Below are 15,288 nucleotides of genomic sequence, written 5' to 3'. Positions count from 1 at the left end.
CTTCAATGACTGAACAAGCCAAACCCGCCGGCTCGGCGACCCTCACCTTCCGCGACAAGAGCGTCGAACTGCCGGTCCTGTCAGGATCCACCGGGCCGGACGTGATCGACATCCGCAAGCTGTATGGCGCGACCGAGGCCTTCACCTACGATCCCGGCTTCACCTCGACCGCCTCGTGCGAAAGCGCCCTGACCTTCATTGACGGCGATATCGGCACCCTGCTGCACCGCGGCTATCCGATCGACCAGCTGGCGTCGCAGTCCAACTTCGTCGAGGTCTGCCACCTGCTGCTGCACGGCGAGTTGCCGACCGCCGCCCAGTATGAGGCGTTCGAGCGCAGCGTCACCATGCACACCATGCTGCATTCGCAGTTCGACCGCTTCTTCGAGGGCTTCCGCCGCGACGCCCATCCCATGGCGATCATGGTCGGCACCGTCGGGGCCCTGTCGGCCTTCTATCACGACAGCCTGGACATCCACGATCCGGTCCAGCGCAACATCTCGGCCATCCGCCTGATCGCCAAGATGCCGACGATCGCGGCCCGGGCGTACAAATATCATATCGGCCAGCCCTTCATCTCGCCGCGCAACGACCTGACCTACGCCGAGAATTTCCTGCGCATGTGCTTCGCCGTCCCGGCCGAGGACTATGTCGTCAATCCGGTGCTGGCCCGGGCCATGGACCGGATCTTCATCCTGCACGCCGACCACGAGCAGAACGCCTCGACCTCGACCGTCCGCCTGGCCGGCTCGTCGGGCGCCAACCCCTTCGCCTGTATCGCCGCTGGCATCGCCTGTCTGTGGGGTCCGTCGCACGGGGGCGCCAATGAAGAGGCGCTGAACATGCTCAAGGAGATCGGCACCCCGGACAGGATCCCGGAGTTCATCGAGGGCGTGAAGGCCAAGAAATACAAGCTGATGGGCTTCGGCCACCGCGTGTACAAGAACTATGACCCGCGCGCCAAGGTGATGAAGGAGAGCGCCGACGAGGTGCTGGCCGCCGTCGGCGACCCCAACGACCCCCTGTTCCAGGTCGCCAAGGAGCTGGAGCGCATCGCCCTGAACGACGAATATTTCATCGAGAGAAAGTTGTTCCCCAACGTCGACTTCTATTCGGGCATCACCCTGTCGGCGATGGGTTTCCCGACGTCGATGTTCACCGTGCTGTTCTCGCTGGCCCGCACCGTCGGCTGGATCGCCCAGTGGCAGGAAATGATGGCCGACCCCGGCCAGAAGATCGGCCGCCCGCGCCAGCTCTACACCGGCCCGACCGAACGCGATTACGTGCCGATCAGCAGTCGCGGCTGATACGACCCGCACGACAAGACGCCGGGGGCCTTCGCTCCGGCGTTTTTCGTTGGATGTCAGGCCATTGCCTTGCCGACGTTGATGGGGGACGCTGGGCGACACCCGGGGTCTTTCTGAACACATGGCGCACGGCCGCTTTCGCTTCGAACGCTTCCAGCTCGACACCGGCGACAGGCTGCTGACGCGGGACCACGTGCCGGTGGAACTGAACGCCCGCTATCTCGACGCCCTGGCGATGCTGGTGCGCGAGGACGGCCGGCTGGTTTCCAAGGATCGCTTCCTCGACGAGGTCTGGCGCGGCGTGCCCGTCACCGACGAAGCCCTGACCCAATGCGTCCGGACCATCCGCAGGCAGCTGGGCGATGACGCGGCCAATCCGCGATTCATCGAGACCGTGCCCAAGCACGGCTACCGCTTCATCGCGCCGGTCACGCGGATCGATCCGGAACCCGGCGGCGAAGCGGATCTTGCTCCTCCATCGCGCCGGGAGGCTCCCGGCCTCTCGCCCTGGTCGAACGTCGTCCGGTTCGCCGGACCTGGAATGATCGGAGGCGGAGCCGCGGGGGTCCTTGGCGGCCTGTTCTACGGCTTGATCGTCGCCGCCCAGCCCCTGCAGTCCGGCATGGGGGCGGTCTCGATAATTCTTGTGCTGGTCTGCCTGACGGCCGTGGTCGGCCTTCTGGGCGGCGGCGGCGTAGGCCTCGGAATCGCAGGCGGGGCGATGTCCACCGGCCGACCCTGGCTGGGGAGCACGCTCGGCGGCGCCGTCGGCGGGATGATGACCGGCGCCGTGGTCAAGCTGATCGGCATCGACGCCTTCAGTCTGCTGTTCGGCCAAAGCCCGGGCGAGATCACCGGGGCCACCGAGGGCGCCCTGCTCGGCGGCGCGATCGGTTTCGGCGTCTGGCTGGGCCTCCGGATCGGGGGGCCTTCGTCGCCCTCCCACGCCGTCGCCGTCGCAGGTCTGGCGGGCGGAGCGGCCGGGGCGGTGATCCCCATGCTCGGCGGCCGGCTCATGGGCGGCAGCCTTCAGCAACTCGCCAACGGCTTTCCTGATTCACGCCTCGGGATTGAACGGATAGGCGCCCTGTTCGGCGAAAGCAGTTTCGGTCCGGTCAGCCAGATCATCACCGGCGGTCTGGAAGGCGCCCTGTTCGGGGCCTGCGTGGCGGCCGCCATACGGCTGGCCCGGCGTCGCCAGGGCGGCTAGGCCGCCCTGCTCGCGATGACGCGCAGCACGGCGTCGGCGGCGATCTCGGACGGATCGCGGCCTTCCCGTCCCATCAGGTCCAGCGCCGCCGTCTGCCCGGCCGCCTGCGCCCGGCGCGCCTCCGGATCCGCCAGCAGCCGTCCGACCGCCGCCGCCAGCTTTTCCGGCGTGGCGTCGTTCTGGATCAGTTCGGGCGCGATCTCGGCGCCGGCGGCATGGTTGAACAGGGTCGCGTACTTGCCGGTGAAGAACGGCTTCATGATCGCATAGCTGAGCGGCTGAAACCGGTAGCTGATCACCATGGGCGCGCCGGCCAGGGCCAGTTCGGTCGACACCGTGCCGCTGGTGGCGAGGGCGACCGTGGCGGCGCGCATGGCGGCGTATTTCTCGCTCTCGGGCACCAGATGCGCCCGGAAGGGCCAGCCCGCCACCCGTCCCGCGACATCGTCGGCGACGGTGCCCGCGGCGACCACGGCCACCTCCAGCGCGGGGTCGGCCGCCTTCAGTCTGGCCACGGCCGCCTCAAAGACGGGCGTCATCAACCGGATCTCCGAAGGCCGGCTGCCGGGCAGCACCAGCAACAGGCCGGCGTCGGCGGCGATGCCGCGCGACGCCCGGAAGGCCGCCGGATCCGCGCCGCTGAAGTCCACATGCAGGGCCTGTGAGCCCACCACAGTCGTCGGCAGCCCCTCGCGCTCGAACCACGGCGCGTCGAAGGCGTAGAGCGCCAGGAGGTGATCGACGGAGGCCGCCAGGGTCTTCGCCCGCGCCGGTCGTGAGGCCCAGACCTGGGGCCCGACATATTTGATCAGCGGCACGCCTCGCAGCGCCCTCCTCAGCGCGCGGGCGACGCGGATGGTGAAGCCCCAGCTGTCGATCAGGACCACGGCGTCAGGCTTTTCAGCGACGGCGAGGGCGACGGTGTCGGTCACGCGTCGCCTGACGAGGCCATAGGCCTTGAGCCCCTCAAGCCAGCCGAGAATGGACAGTTCGGCGATGTCGAAGGGGCTTCGCACACCCTGCTCCGCCATCCGGGGGCCGCCGACACCGACAAAGACCACGTCCGGCCCCAGCCGCGCCTTCAGCGCCTCGGCCAGGCCGGCGCCCAGGGCGTCGCCCGAGGCCTCAGCCGCAACCAGCATGATCTTCAGCGGCCGGCTCATCGGCCCGGCTCTCCCCATACGAACAGACCGAGCCGGTCGGCGGCCTCGACGATGGCGGGGTGATCGATCAGGATCAGCTTGCCGGCGATGCCGCCGACGCCCGCCAGGCCCGCCGCGGCGGCCATTTCGACGGTGCGCGCGCCCATCACCGGCATGTCGACGCGCAGGTCCTGGATCGGTTTGGGCGCCTTGCCCAGCGCGCCCTTGCGGCCGGCGACCGAGCCCCGCAAATCCGCCGGCAGGGCGGCGACCCGGGCCAGCATGGCGTCCGTGCCCTCCTGCGCCTCGACCGCCAGAACCAGGCCGTCGCAGACGACGGCGCCCTGACCGATATCAAGTTCGCCTGCCTTTTCCGCTATATGAAGCGCTTTCCTGAGATCGGAAAGCTGTCCGGGCGACGGCTCGATCGCGCCCAGGGCGCCGGTGGGCAAGGTTTCTCCGCCCAGAATGTCGTCGGCGCCTTCGATGGCGTAACCCTCGTTCTCGAACACCGACAGAATCTTGCGCAGCAGGGCGTCGTCGCCCTTGCTGGCCGCCGCCACGATGCCCGGCAGCAGGGTCGCGCCCTTGAAGTCGGGTTTCAGGCTCTTGAAATCCGGCCGGTTGACCGTTCCGGCGAAGGTCACCGCCGCGCAGCCCGCCTTCTTCAGCGCCGACAACACCTTGCCGATCTCGGCCATGCCGGCCTCTATGCCGGGATAGCGCGCCAGATGCGGATCGGCGAAACCCGTCAGCCGCACCACGAACACTGGCCGGCCCTCGGCCTCGCACCGCGCCGCCACCGATATGGGCAGGGCGCCGCCGCCGGCGATCAGACCCAGCTTGCCGCCGGGACCGCTCATTCGCCCGGCAGGCACAGGGGCCGTTTGCCGGCCGCGCGGATGAAGGCCGTGATCTCCATGATCTCGGGCAGGTCGGCATAGGCGCCTTCGACCGCATCCAGCCGCCCGGCGAAGGTCCCGCCGCCCTCGAACAGGTCGCGATAGGCGGCCAGCAGGCGGCGGATCGCCGTCTTGTCGTACCCCTTCCGCTTCAGACCGATCAGGTTCAGCCCGTGCAGGCGGGCGTGGTTGCCCCAGGCCGAACCATACGGAATGACGTCTCTCGTCACCGCCGCAAGTCCGCCGATGATGGCCCCTTGCCCGACCCGCCCGAACTGGTGGACCGCCGCCAGACCGCCCAGGAAGACCCGGTCGCCGATCTCCGTATGGCCGCCCAGGGTGGCGTGGTTGGCGAAGGTGACATGGTCCCCGACAATGGCGTCATGGCCGACGTGGGACCCGGTCATGAACAGGCAACCCTTGCCGATGCGGGTCAGCCCGCCGCCGACGGGCGTGCCGCGGTTGAAAGTGCTGTGTTCCCGGATCAGGCAGTCCGCCCCGATCTCGAGCCGAACCGGTTCGCCCTTGTAGCCGCCGTGCTGCGGGTCTCCGCCGATCACGGAGAACGGATGGATGATCGTTCGAGCGCCGACGGTCGTGTCTTGCTGCACCACAGCATGGCTGACCAGCCGCACGTCGGTCTCCAGCACCACGCCCGGGCCGACGATGCACCAGGGGCCGACCTCGACGCCATCGGCGATCCGCGCGCCGGCGTCGACGACCGCCGTGGCGTGGATGCGGCTCACGCGTTCACCGGCTTGTCGACGGTGACCATCATGGCGGCGAAGTCGGCCTCGGACGCCAGCTTGCCGTCGATGAAGGTCTCGCCGCGGAATTTGAAGATGTCGCCGCGGATCTTGGTCACCACCACCTTCATCCTCAGCTGGTCGCCGGGCCGGGCCGGCTTGCGGAAGCGGACCCCGTCGATCGACATGAACATGATCACCTTGCCCTCGACCGTCACGTCCATCGACTTGGACATCAGCAGGGCCCCCGTCTGGGCCATGGCCTCTACGATCATCACCCCGGGCATGACCGGGTCGATGGGGAAATGGCCCGGGAAATAGGGCTCGTTGTGGGTGACGTTCTTGATGCCGGTGATCGAGGTGTTCGGCACGAAGTCCTCGGCCTTGTCGATCAGCAGGAAGGGGTACCGGTGAGGCAGGCGCCGCATCACCTCGGCGTAGTCGATCTTGCCTTCGTCGCTCATCCTGCGGCCTTCCTCGCCGACGACGCTTACGAACGCGCCTTTCCGGACGCCTGTTTGGCGAGCCAGATCGTTTCGCGCAAGAACTGACGCAGAGGTTTGGCCGGATAGCCCGACCAGGTCTCGCCGGCGGGAATGTCGGCCAGCACCCCGGCGCCGGCCGCGACGCGGGCGCCTTCGCCGATCCGTATATGGTCGCCGATCCCCGCCTTGCCCCCGAAGATGACGTTGTCGCCCACGATCACCGAACCCGAGATGCCGGTGTTGGCCGCCATCAGGCAGTTGCGGCCGATGATGCAGTTGTGGGCGATCATGACCAGATTATCGATCTTGGTGTTCTCGCCGATGACCGTATCGTCATAGGCCCCGCGGTCGATGCAGGAGTTGGCGCCGACGGTGACCCCGTCCTGCAGGATAACGCGTCCCAGCTGCGGAATATCGACCGGGCCCGCCCGCGATCCCGTCGCGCCGAATCCCTGTTCGCCAATCCGCGCGCCGGAATAGATTTTCACCCGGTCCCCGATCAGGGCAAATCCGACCGTGACGTTCGAGCCGATCTGGCAGTCGCGCCCGATCTGCACGCCGGGCCCGACGACGGTGTTGGCGCCGATACGCGTTCCACTTCCGATACGAACGCCCGCGCCCAGGACCACGCCCGGTTCGAGGACGACGGACCCGTCCTCGACGGCCTCATCGCGCTTGACCGCCACGTCCAGCGGAATCGGCCGGTGAAGCAGGACCGAGGCCCGCGCCCAGGCGGCCGGGGCCTCGCCGGAGACGATCACCGCCGCGCCCGCCGGCGCGAACTCGACCGCGCCGGGGGGCACGATCACGCAGCCGGCGCGGGTTTCGGCCAGAGCTGCCTGGAATTTTCGGTCGCCGAGGAAGGCGACGTCGGTCAGCCCCGCAGACGCCAGGGGCGCGACGGCGGAGACCTGACGGTCTCCGCCTCTGTGCACTTCGCCCCCGATCCGCCCGGCCAGCTCGGCGACGCTGAGCGCCGGCAGGCTGTCGAAAAAGCGCGGATCGGGCATGGAAAAGCTTACTGCTGCGGCGCTTGCACCGGCACCGGGGTGCGGTTGAAGCTCAGCGACGGCAGGGCGGTGTTCAGGCGCTGGATGACCACGTCAGTGATGTCCATCGCCGGGTTGGCGATATAGACGGCCGAGCGGTCCAGCAGCAGGCCGCAGCCACGCTCCTGGTAGACGGCGACCAGGATCGGATCGGCGGCCTGGGCGATGGCGCGGATCTGAAGCTGCTGGGTGTACTGCAGCTCCTGCTGGCGGGTCTGCTCCAGCTGCTGGGCCTCCTGGGCGCGTTGCTGCAGCGCCTGACGGCGCGTGCCCTGCGGATCGGCGGCGGCGCCGCCCTGCTGCAGCTGCTGGGCCTCGGTCTGGATCGTGGCGGCGTAGGGCTGGAGCTCGCCCTGCACTTCCGTGACCAGACGCTGCATGCCGGCCTGGACCGACTGGCCGGCGGTGGACTGGGCCAGCAAGCGGTCGTTGTGGAAGATGCAGACGCCGGCAATCGCCGGGCCGGGGTTGGCCGGAGCCTGGGCCTGGGCGGCGGCCGAACCGGCGGCCAGCGAAGCGAGCGCGAAAGCGCCGAGAGCGAACAATTTCATCTTGGACCTTTGAGCGGAACCGTGTCCCGCAATTAGAACTGGGTGGATGTCGAGAAGCGGAACGTTTCTGTCTTGTCGTATTCTTCCTTGCCGAGGATGTGGCTCAGGTCGAAGCGGATCGGGCCCATGGGCGAGCGCCAGTGGATGCTGACGCCGGCGGAGGCGCGCAGCTCAAGGTCATCAACGATGCCGGGATCCGGATTGCCCAGCGAATTCACCGTATAGCGGTCGTCCAGGACTCCCAATGTGCCCACATCGGTGAACAGCGAGGTGCGGATGCCGTATTGCTCGGGCAGGAAGTTCGGGACCGTCAGCTCGAGCGTGCCGATCGCGTAGAAATTGCCGCCCAGGGCGTCAGTGGTGTTGAGGTCGCGGGGACCCAGGCCGGCGGTCTCGAAGCCGCGGAAGCTGTTGCCGCCCTTGAAGAAGCGGTCGTTGATGCGGATCGGATCGCCGCCCCAGCCCGCGATATAGCCGGTCGATGCGGTAGCGGTGACCACCCATTCGGGGGTGATGCCCCAATAGGCCGAAACGTCGCCCTCGGTCTTGATGTAGTTCACGTCCCCGCCGATGCCGGCGAAGTCCTGGCGGAAGGACCCGGTCCAGCCGCGCGTCGGCCGGACGGGGTCGTTCCGGCGGTCGACGATCAGGGTGTAGCCCGCCGACGAGTTGAGGAACGAACCGACCTGGTCGCAGAGCGCCGTCGAACCGGACCCGCCGGGCGTGCAGTAGCCCTGCGGGACGATGATCTCGTCGCTCTTGAGGAAGTAGCGGGTGCTCAGCAGCGTGTAGCCGTTCAACGGATACGACAGACGCACGCCTCCGCCCGTCGAGCGGTAGTCATACGACGAATATTCGCTGAGGTCGTAGCGCGAATGGAAGGCGTCGAAACCGGCGCGAAGGTCGCGGCCGAGGAATTTCGGCTCGGTGAAGCGGAAGTCGATCTGCTGGCGCAACGAGCCCCATTCCAGGCGGGCCACGACGTTCTGGCCGCGACCGCGGAAGTTCCGCTCGGTGATGCCGAGGTTGACCACGAAGGAGTCGACTGAGCTGAAGCCCGCGCCGACCGAAAGTTCGCCCGTCGGCTGTTCCGTGACGGTGACGTTGATGACCGAGCGGTCCGGCGCCGAACCGCGCGCCTCCTCGACCGTGACGTCCTTGAAGAAGCCCAGGGCCCGCAGATTGTTGCGCGAGCGCTCCTGAAGCGTGCGGTTGAAGGCGTCGCCCTCGGTCAGCATCATCTCGCGGCGGATGACGTTGTCCAGGGTGCGGGTGTTGCCGATCACGTTGATCCGGTCGACGTAGACCCGCTGGCCTTCCTTGACGTTGAAGGTGACATCGACCGTGTCCGTCTCCGGATTGGCCTTGTAGGTGGGCTCGATCTCGACGAAGGCGTAGCCCGCGGATCCGGCGGCGAAGGTCAGGGCGTCGACCGCCGTTTCGATCTTGTCGCTCTCGTAGAGGTCGCCGGTCCGGATCGGCAGCAGCATCTTGAGGAAGTCCGGATTCAGCCGGTCGTTCTCGGTGACCACGTCGACCGTGCCGAAATTATACCGGTCGCCCTCGTCCACCGTCAGGGTGATGCCGAAGGCGCCGTCGTCGGGCGCCAGTTCCGAAATCGCCGACAGGACGCGGAAATCGTAGTAACCGCGGTTGGTGTAGAATTTTCGCAGCTGCTCCCGGTCGTAGTCGAGGCGGTTGGGGTCGTAATTGTCATTGGTGGTGAACAGGCGGTACCAGGCCGACTGCTGGGTCACCATCACGCCGCGCAGGTCATTGTCCGAGAAGGCGGTGTTGCCAAGGAAGGTGATCGCGCGAACGCCGGTTTCCGGGCCCTCGTCGATCTCGAACACCACGTCGACCCGGTTCTGGTCCAGCTGGACCAGCTTGGGCGTCACCGTCGCCGAAATCCGGCCTGAGAGGCGGTAGAGCTCGACGATCTTGCCGACATCCTCCTGGACGCGGGCGCGGGTGTAGATGCCGCGCGGCTTCAGGGTGACCTCCTCGGTGAGCTTGTCCTCGCTGAGCGCGCTGTTTCCCTCGAACACCACCTGGTTGATGATGGGGTTCTCGACGATCTGGACGATCAGGTCGCCGTTCGAGACGCCCAGCTGGACATCGGCGAACAGCTGGGTCCGGGTCAGGGTGCGGACGGCGACGTCCAGCACCGAGGCGTCGACCGTGTCGCCGGGCTGGATCGGCAGGTAGGACAGGACCGTCGTCTGGTCGATGCGCTGGTTGCCGCGCACCAGGATCCGGTTGATCACAAGCCGCTCTTCCTGGACCGGCGCGGCCTGGGGCGCCGACGCGGCTTCGATCGGCGCGCCGGGCTGGATAGCCGGGGCCGTCTGGGCCAGGGCCGGCCCGGCCAGACCGGCCGCGACCGCAAGGGCCAGCAAGCTCGGGCTCAGGCGCCGGGCGAAGTGAAGGGCGGACGCGTCTTGTCGGATCATGCGGGGGACCATCGGGGGCTGGCGTCGGCTCGTCATGCGAGCCCGCCGAGGAATTTGAACAGGCTCAGCTTTTGCAAGTCGTTCCAGGTGGCGAACAACATCAATCCCGCCAGCAAAGCAAGGCCGACGCGATAGCCAGCCTCCTGAACGCGGGCGGGGACTGGCCGGCGGGCCACAGCTTCATAGCCGTAGAACAGCAGGTGGCCCCCATCCAGAACCGGAATCGGCAGCAGATTAACAATGCCAATTCCGATCGAAACTATGGCGGCGAACTGAAGAAACGTCAGCGCCAGGTTCGCCGCGATATAGCCGGGGTCGGGATTCGCAGCCACAGCCTGACGGGTGACGCCGCCGGCGGCCCGGGCGATTCCGATGGGCCCGCTCAGCAGATCGCCCGATTCCTTGCCCGTGAAGATGCGGCCGATGTAGGTGCCGGTCGTCCCGACCGTCGTCCCGATCATCTCCGCGCCCTTCCCGGCCGCTTCCAGCGGGTTCAGGCGGCGAAACCGGTAGTCCTCTCGCAGGGGCTGAAGCGCCAGGCCGATGCGCGCGACGCGCACCCGCCCCGACAGTTCGTCGTTCTCGAGCTGTCGCTGCGGCGTCGCCACCAGCTCCAGCCGCCGGCCGGCGCGATCCACGCTGAACCGCAGGGGGTCGCCGGCGCTCATGATCACCGTCTGCGTGACCTCGGCCTGTTCCTCGACCGGACGGCCGTTGATGGCCGTGATCCGGTCCCCGGGCAGGAAGCCCGCGGCGGCGGCCGGACTGCCCGGCGCAACCACGGCCACGCGGGGCGCGACGATCTGTTCGCCGATGACGCTGAACAGGATGGTGAAAAGCACGGTGGCCAGCAGGAAGTTGGCGGCCGGGCCCGCGGCGACGATCAGGGCACGCTGCCAGATCGGCTTGAAATGGAAATAGTCGCGTTCGGCCCCCGCTCCGTTCTCGGCGACGACGCGCTGGCGCAGTTCCGCCAGGCCGGCCTGGTCGGGCACGCTCGAGGCGTCCAGATCGCCGGCGAATTTCACGTATCCGCCCAGCGGCAGCCAGGCCAGCCGCCATTCGGTTCCGCGCCGGTCGGTCCGGGCGGCGATGGTCCTGCCGAAGCCGATGGAGAAACGGTCGATCTTCACGCCGAAGGCGCGCGCGACGAGGAAATGGCCCAGCTCGTGGATGGTGACGATGAACGTCAGCACCAGCAGGAAGGGTACGATGTAGAGCAATGCCTGACCAAGAAAGCCCGTCATGCCGATAAGGGTCCCCTCCGCCGTCAGGCTGCCGCCGCGATGCCCTGGATGATCGATTCCGCCGTCCGCCGCGCCTGCGCATCAACCTCGAGGGCCGCGTCGCACGCATCGTCGGAACAGGAAACCGCCCGCTGGGCCGTCACGCGCGACAAGGTGTCGGCGACGACTGCGGCAATATTGAGAAAGCCCAGCCGACGGTCAAGAAACGCCAGGGCCGCGACCTCGTTGGCGGCGTTGAACACGGTCGGGGCCGCCCCTCCCGCCTGCAGCGCCTGCCGGGCCAGCCTGAGGGCCGGGAACCGCTCCTCGTCGGGCGCCTGGAAGGTCAGCCGGCCCAGCGCGGCCAGGTCCAGTCGCGGCGCCGGCCAGGCGACGCGGTCCGGCCAGGCCAGGGCGTAGGCGATCGGCGTCTTCATGTCCGGCGGCCCCATCTGCGCCAGGGTCGAGCCGTCCACGTATTCGACCATGCTGTGGATGATGGACTCGGGATGCACCACCACCTCGATCCGCTCGGCCGGCATGTCGAACAGATAGGCCGCCTCGATCGCCTCCAGCCCCTTGTTGGCCATCGTCGCGCTGTCGACCGAGATCTTGGCCCCCATGCTCCAGTTGGGATGGGCGACGGCCTGTTCCGGCGTGATGGCGCCCAGGGTTTCGCGCGGCATGGTGCGGAACGGTCCGCCGGACGCCGTCAGCACCAGCTTCGCCACCCGCTCCGGCGCCTCATGCGGGAAGACCTGGTGGATGGCCGAATGCTCCGAATCCACCGGGATCAGCCGCCCGCCGGACTGCCGCACCCGCTGGATCAGCGCCGGGCCGCAGCAGACCAGGCTTTCCTTGTTCGCCAGCGCCAGAGTCGCCCCTGTCGCGGCCGCCGCCCAGGCCGAACGCAGGCCGGCGGCGCCGACGATGGCCGCCATGATCCAGTCCGCCGGCCGGGTCGCAACCTCGATGACGGCTTCGTCGCCGGCCGCGGCTTCGACGCCCGTTCCGGCCAGGGCGTCGCGCAGCTCCTGCAGCCGGGACGGGTCCGCCGTCACCGCGATGCCGGGCTTCCAGCGACGGGCCTGTTCCGCCAGCCGGGCGATATTGGCTCCCCCCGTCAGGGCGACGACCTCGAAGGCGCCCGTACCGGCCGCCTGGATCTGGTGCATCAGGTCCAGGGTCGAACAGCCGACCGATCCGGTCGAGCCCAGAACCGTGACGCGCCGCCGGATCACGCGCCCCCTCCGAACACGCCGGCCAGCAGCCGCCCGCAGGCCACCACCACGACCGCGAACATCAGGCCGTCGACCCGGTCCAGCAGGCCGCCGTGGCCCGGGATCAGCTTGCCCGCGTCCTTGACGCCATAGCGTCGCTTCAGGGCCGATTCCCACAGGTCGCCGGCCATGGTCGCCAGCGCCGCCGCCAGTCCCAGCACCGCGCCCCAGGCCGGATTGACGCCCATGTCGAGATACATGGCCAGCAGCGCGCCCGCGGCCGTCCCTGCGACCAGACCGCCGATGAAGCCGGACCAGGTCTTGTTGGGCGAGAAGCGCGGCCACAGCTTGGGCCCGCCGACCAGGCTGCCGACCAGATAGGCCATGATGTCCGAGGCCCAGGCGATGGCGAAGGCGGAGACCGTCCAGGCCAGCCCCGACTGACTGTCGACATCCCTCAGCCATATCAGCAGCACCGCAGGCCAGCCGAGGTAGAGCACCCCATAGGCCGCATCCAGAGCCTCCTGCCCGCGGTTGCGCGCGAACAGGCCCGCAGCCACGGACCCGAAGACCAGCATCACCAGGGCGAGAGACAGTTGCTCGGCGTGGGCCGCCACGACGCCGGCGACCAGACCGAAGGCCACCGCCCCGGCCATGACCCGCCACGCCTTCGCGGCGCTCATCGTCGCCCATTCGACCGCCAGCAGGGCGCAGGCCAGCAGCATCAGGCCCAGGAACCACAGGCCGCCGGCCCAGATGGCCAGAACGGCGGCAGGGGCCAACACGACGGCCGATGCGGCCCTCAGGCCAATGTCGCCCGCCTTGACCGCCATCAGCCGGCCGCGAGGGCGGGCGCCGGGCTCGACGTCGCGCGTCCGCCGAAACGCCGGTCCCGGTTACGGTATTGTTCGACCACGTCCGCCAGGGCGTCGGGGCCGTAGTCGGGCCAGAGCACGTTCTGATAGACCAGCTCGGCGTAGGCGGCTTCCCACAGCAGGAAGTTCGACAGCCGCTGCTCGCCCGAGGTGCGCACGATCACATCGACCGGCGGCGCGCCGGCGGTCGAAAGACCCTGACCCAGCGCGTCCTCATCCAGCGGTCCCCTGGCCTTGCCGGCCATCACCAGATCGATATGGCGCTGGGCCGCATCGACGATGTCGGCCCGGCCGCCGTAGTTGAAGGCGACCTGCAGGATGAATTTGTCGTTGTGGGCCGTGGTCGCCTCGGCCCGGTCGATGATGGCGGCGATATCGGCGGGCAGGCCGGTGCGCCGCCCCAGCACCCGCACCTTCACGCCTTCGCGCTCCAGCCGCTTCAGGTCGCTGGCGACGTAGGACCGGACCAGTCCCATCAGGTCGGAGACCTCCTCCGCGGGTCGGCGCCAGTTCTCGGTCGAGAAGCCGAACACCGTCAGGCAGGTGATGCCGAGCGCCGGCGCGGCCTGAACGGTGCGCTTCAGCGCCTGCACGCCTTCGCGATGCCCCATGGCGCGCGGCAGGCCACGCGCTTCGGCCCAGCGGCCGTTGCCGTCCATGATCAGGGCGACGTGGCGCGGCCCGTCAGTCGGCGCGGCGGGATGAGGAAGGTTGGCGGGCATCGGCGCTTATCCTACGGCAATTCGCGCCGTCAAACCTGCATGATCTCAACTTCCTTGGCCCTCAAGGCCTCGTCGATGCGTTTGATCGCCGCGTCCGTGTCCTTCTGGACCTCGGTCTCCATCTTCTTCTGCTCGTCCTGGCTGATCTCGCCGGCCTTTTCGGCCTTCTTCAGGTCCTCGTTGGCGTCGCGGCGCACGTTGCGGACGGCGATCTTCTGCTGCTCGGTGTATTTGCCGGCCAGCTTGGCCAGGTCCTTGCGGCGTTCCTCGGTCAGCGGCGGCACCGGAATGCGCAGCGTCTGGCCGTCGACGATCGGGTTCAGGCCCAGGCCGGCGGCGCGGATGGCCTTCTCGACCGGCCCCACCATCGACTTGTCCCAGACGTTGACCGAGATCATGCGCGGCTCGGGCACGCTGATGGCGGCGACCGAATTCAACGGGGCGTTGGAGCCGTAGGCCTGCACCTGCACGGGATCCAGCAGGCCGACGTTGGCCCGGCCGGTCCGCAGGCCGTTGAACTCTTCCTTCAGGGCGGCGACGGACTTGTCCATCCGCTCGCGATAGGTTTTCAGGTCAGGCTTGGCCATGGTCGTTTCTCTCGCGTTTTCTTGGCTTTGAAGGCTCAGGCGGCCTTTTTGGAAGAGATGACCGTAAAGGTCCCCTCCCCCGTCAACGTCCGGCGCAGCGAATTGTCTTCCCGGATAGAGAAGACCACGATCGGAATGCCGGAGTCACGCATCAGGGCGATGGCCGAGGCGTCCATGACCTTCAGGTCCTTGGCCAGGACATCGTGATAGGTCAGGGTCTCGTACCGCGTCGCGGCCGGGTCCTTCTTGGGGTCGGCCGTGTAGACTCCGTCCACGCTGGTGCCCTTCAGCAGGGCGTCGCAGCCCATCTCGGCGGCGCGCAGGGCGGCGCCCGAGTCGGTCGTGAAGAAGGGCGCGCCGACGCCGGCGGCGAAGATCACCACCCTGCCCTTTTCGAGATGGCGCAGGGCGCGACGGCGCACATAGGGCTCGGCCACGGCGTTCATCGTCAGGGCGCTCTGCACCCGGGTCTGGACGCCGATCTTCTCCAGCGCCGCCTGCATGGCCAGGGCGTTCATGACGGTCGCCAGCATGCCCATATAGTCGGCGGTGGCGCGCTCCATGTCGCCCGCGGCCTTGCTCAGTCCGCGGAAGATGTTGCCGCCGCCGATGACGAGGCAGATCTCGACGCCCTCGCGGGCCACGTCGGCCACGGCCTGGGCCACGGTCGCCACGGTTTTCTGGTCGATGCCATAGGCCTGATCGCCCATCAGCACCTCGCCCGAGACCTTCAGCAGGACGCGCTTGTAGAGAAACTCGGGCGGGGCGTCGGGCATGGGGCGGTCCTGGGCGGCGGATTCGGCTCCTTATAGG

Annotated in this window: 15 protein-coding genes; 2 read left to right on the top strand and 13 right to left on the bottom strand. The window is 68.3% G+C overall.

Annotated features, from left to right (window positions below):
• Positions 1-5 precede the first annotated feature (5 nt).
• Together gltA and ASD59_RS05415 are read left to right on the top strand one after the other, a co-directional pair.
• The gene (gene gltA, locus ASD59_RS05420; RefSeq protein WP_055829368.1) at positions 6-1,307 is read left to right on the top strand and encodes a citrate synthase; all 1,302 of its coding nucleotides are present in this window, start codon (positions 6-8) and stop codon (positions 1,305-1,307) included.
• A gap of 121 nt (positions 1,308-1,428) precedes the next feature.
• Positions 1,429-2,517, top strand: a complete 1,089-nt coding sequence (locus ASD59_RS05415; protein ID WP_055829365.1) for a winged helix-turn-helix domain-containing protein — start codon at positions 1,429-1,431, stop codon at positions 2,515-2,517.
• Here the strand turns inward: ASD59_RS05415 and lpxB are convergent.
• Genes lpxB through pyrH form a run of 13 tightly spaced genes read right to left on the bottom strand, consistent with a single transcriptional unit; the run spans position 2,514 to position 15,251 of the window.
• Positions 2,514-3,680 (bottom strand): lipid-A-disaccharide synthase, encoded by a 1,167-nt coding sequence (lpxB, locus tag ASD59_RS05410; protein WP_055829362.1) that lies wholly within the window; start codon positions 3,678-3,680, stop codon positions 2,514-2,516. The two genes, ASD59_RS05415 and lpxB, sit on opposite strands and share 4 nt — an antisense overlap.
• A complete protein-coding gene (lpxI, locus tag ASD59_RS05405; protein WP_055829359.1) occupies positions 3,677-4,522 on the bottom strand; it encodes a UDP-2,3-diacylglucosamine diphosphatase in 846 nt (281 codons plus the stop codon). Before lpxI ends, lpxB begins: the two co-directional genes overlap by 4 nt.
• Complete coding sequence (lpxA, locus tag ASD59_RS05400) at positions 4,519-5,307, bottom strand: acyl-ACP--UDP-N-acetylglucosamine O-acyltransferase (RefSeq protein WP_055829356.1); 789 nt, start codon at positions 5,305-5,307, stop codon at positions 4,519-4,521. Before lpxA ends, lpxI begins: the two co-directional genes overlap by 4 nt.
• Positions 5,304-5,771 (bottom strand): 3-hydroxyacyl-ACP dehydratase FabZ, encoded by a 468-nt coding sequence (gene fabZ, locus ASD59_RS05395; RefSeq protein WP_055829354.1) that lies wholly within the window; start codon positions 5,769-5,771, stop codon positions 5,304-5,306. The genes lpxA and fabZ overlap by 4 nt, the downstream gene beginning before the upstream one ends.
• Before the next feature lie 26 nt (positions 5,772-5,797).
• Positions 5,798-6,802, bottom strand: a complete 1,005-nt coding sequence (lpxD, locus tag ASD59_RS05390; protein WP_055829350.1) for a UDP-3-O-(3-hydroxymyristoyl)glucosamine N-acyltransferase — start codon at positions 6,800-6,802, stop codon at positions 5,798-5,800.
• A gap of 8 nt (positions 6,803-6,810) precedes the next feature.
• Positions 6,811-7,392, bottom strand: a complete 582-nt coding sequence (locus tag ASD59_RS05385; protein WP_055829347.1) for an OmpH family outer membrane protein — start codon at positions 7,390-7,392, stop codon at positions 6,811-6,813.
• Positions 7,393-7,424: 32 nt separating this feature from the next.
• On the bottom strand, positions 7,425-9,845 hold the full coding sequence (bamA, locus tag ASD59_RS05380; protein WP_055829759.1) for an outer membrane protein assembly factor BamA: 2,421 nt from the start codon (positions 9,843-9,845) through the stop codon (positions 7,425-7,427).
• Positions 9,846-9,877: 32 nt separating this feature from the next.
• On the bottom strand, positions 9,878-11,092 hold the full coding sequence (locus tag ASD59_RS05375) for a M50 family metallopeptidase (protein WP_055829344.1): 1,215 nt from the start codon (positions 11,090-11,092) through the stop codon (positions 9,878-9,880).
• A 23-nt stretch (positions 11,093-11,115) separates the two neighbouring features.
• On the bottom strand, positions 11,116-12,312 hold the full coding sequence (dxr, locus tag ASD59_RS05370) for a 1-deoxy-D-xylulose-5-phosphate reductoisomerase (RefSeq protein ID WP_055829343.1): 1,197 nt from the start codon (positions 12,310-12,312) through the stop codon (positions 11,116-11,118).
• Complete coding sequence (locus tag ASD59_RS05365) at positions 12,309-13,124, bottom strand: phosphatidate cytidylyltransferase (RefSeq protein WP_055829338.1); 816 nt, start codon at positions 13,122-13,124, stop codon at positions 12,309-12,311. Before ASD59_RS05365 ends, dxr begins: the two co-directional genes overlap by 4 nt.
• Positions 13,124-13,888 (bottom strand): polyprenyl diphosphate synthase, encoded by a 765-nt coding sequence (uppS, locus tag ASD59_RS05360; RefSeq protein WP_055829335.1) that lies wholly within the window; start codon positions 13,886-13,888, stop codon positions 13,124-13,126. Before uppS ends, ASD59_RS05365 begins: the two co-directional genes overlap by 1 nt.
• A 29-nt stretch (positions 13,889-13,917) precedes the next feature.
• Complete coding sequence (frr, locus tag ASD59_RS05355; RefSeq protein ID WP_055829332.1) at positions 13,918-14,475, bottom strand: ribosome recycling factor; 558 nt, start codon at positions 14,473-14,475, stop codon at positions 13,918-13,920.
• A 35-nt stretch (positions 14,476-14,510) separates the two neighbouring features.
• The gene (gene pyrH / locus ASD59_RS05350) at positions 14,511-15,251 is read right to left on the bottom strand and encodes a UMP kinase (RefSeq protein WP_055829327.1); all 741 of its coding nucleotides are present in this window, start codon (positions 15,249-15,251) and stop codon (positions 14,511-14,513) included.
• Positions 15,252-15,288: the final 37 nt, after the last annotated feature.

The organism is Brevundimonas sp. Root608 (assembly GCF_001427825.1).
Classification (GTDB): Bacteria; Pseudomonadota; Alphaproteobacteria; order Caulobacterales; family Caulobacteraceae; genus Brevundimonas.
The sequence above is the reverse complement of the archived record's forward strand: the minus strand, read 5'-3'. Positions and strand labels throughout refer to the sequence as shown.

Bases quoted from the DNA above. Each gene is read 5' to 3' on its own strand.
- gltA (WP_055829368.1), top strand. From the start codon at position 6: ATGACTGAACAAGCCAAACCCGCCGGCTCGGCGACCCTCACCTTCCGC.
- ASD59_RS05415 (WP_055829365.1), top strand. From the start codon at position 1,429: ATGGCGCACGGCCGCTTTCGCTTCGAACGCTTCCAGCTCGACACCGGC.
- lpxB (WP_055829362.1), bottom strand. From the start codon at position 3,680: ATGAGCCGGCCGCTGAAGATCATGCTGGTTGCGGCTGAGGCCTCGGGC.
- lpxI (WP_055829359.1), bottom strand. From the start codon at position 4,522: ATGAGCGGTCCCGGCGGCAAGCTGGGTCTGATCGCCGGCGGCGGCGCC.
- fabZ (WP_055829354.1), bottom strand. From the start codon at position 5,771: ATGAGCGACGAAGGCAAGATCGACTACGCCGAGGTGATGCGGCGCCTG.
- lpxD (WP_055829350.1), bottom strand. From the start codon at position 6,802: ATGCCCGATCCGCGCTTTTTCGACAGCCTGCCGGCGCTCAGCGTCGCC.
- ASD59_RS05385 (WP_055829347.1), bottom strand. From the start codon at position 7,392: ATGAAATTGTTCGCTCTCGGCGCTTTCGCGCTCGCTTCGCTGGCCGCC.
- bamA (WP_055829759.1), bottom strand. From the start codon at position 9,845: ATGATCCGACAAGACGCGTCCGCCCTTCACTTCGCCCGGCGCCTGAGC.
- ASD59_RS05375 (WP_055829344.1), bottom strand. From the start codon at position 11,092: ATGACGGGCTTTCTTGGTCAGGCATTGCTCTACATCGTACCCTTCCTG.
- ASD59_RS05365 (WP_055829338.1), bottom strand. From the start codon at position 13,124: ATGGCGGTCAAGGCGGGCGACATTGGCCTGAGGGCCGCATCGGCCGTC.
- uppS (WP_055829335.1), bottom strand. From the start codon at position 13,888: ATGCCCGCCAACCTTCCTCATCCCGCCGCGCCGACTGACGGGCCGCGC.
- frr (WP_055829332.1), bottom strand. From the start codon at position 14,475: ATGGCCAAGCCTGACCTGAAAACCTATCGCGAGCGGATGGACAAGTCC.
- pyrH (WP_055829327.1), bottom strand. From the start codon at position 15,251: ATGCCCGACGCCCCGCCCGAGTTTCTCTACAAGCGCGTCCTGCTGAAG.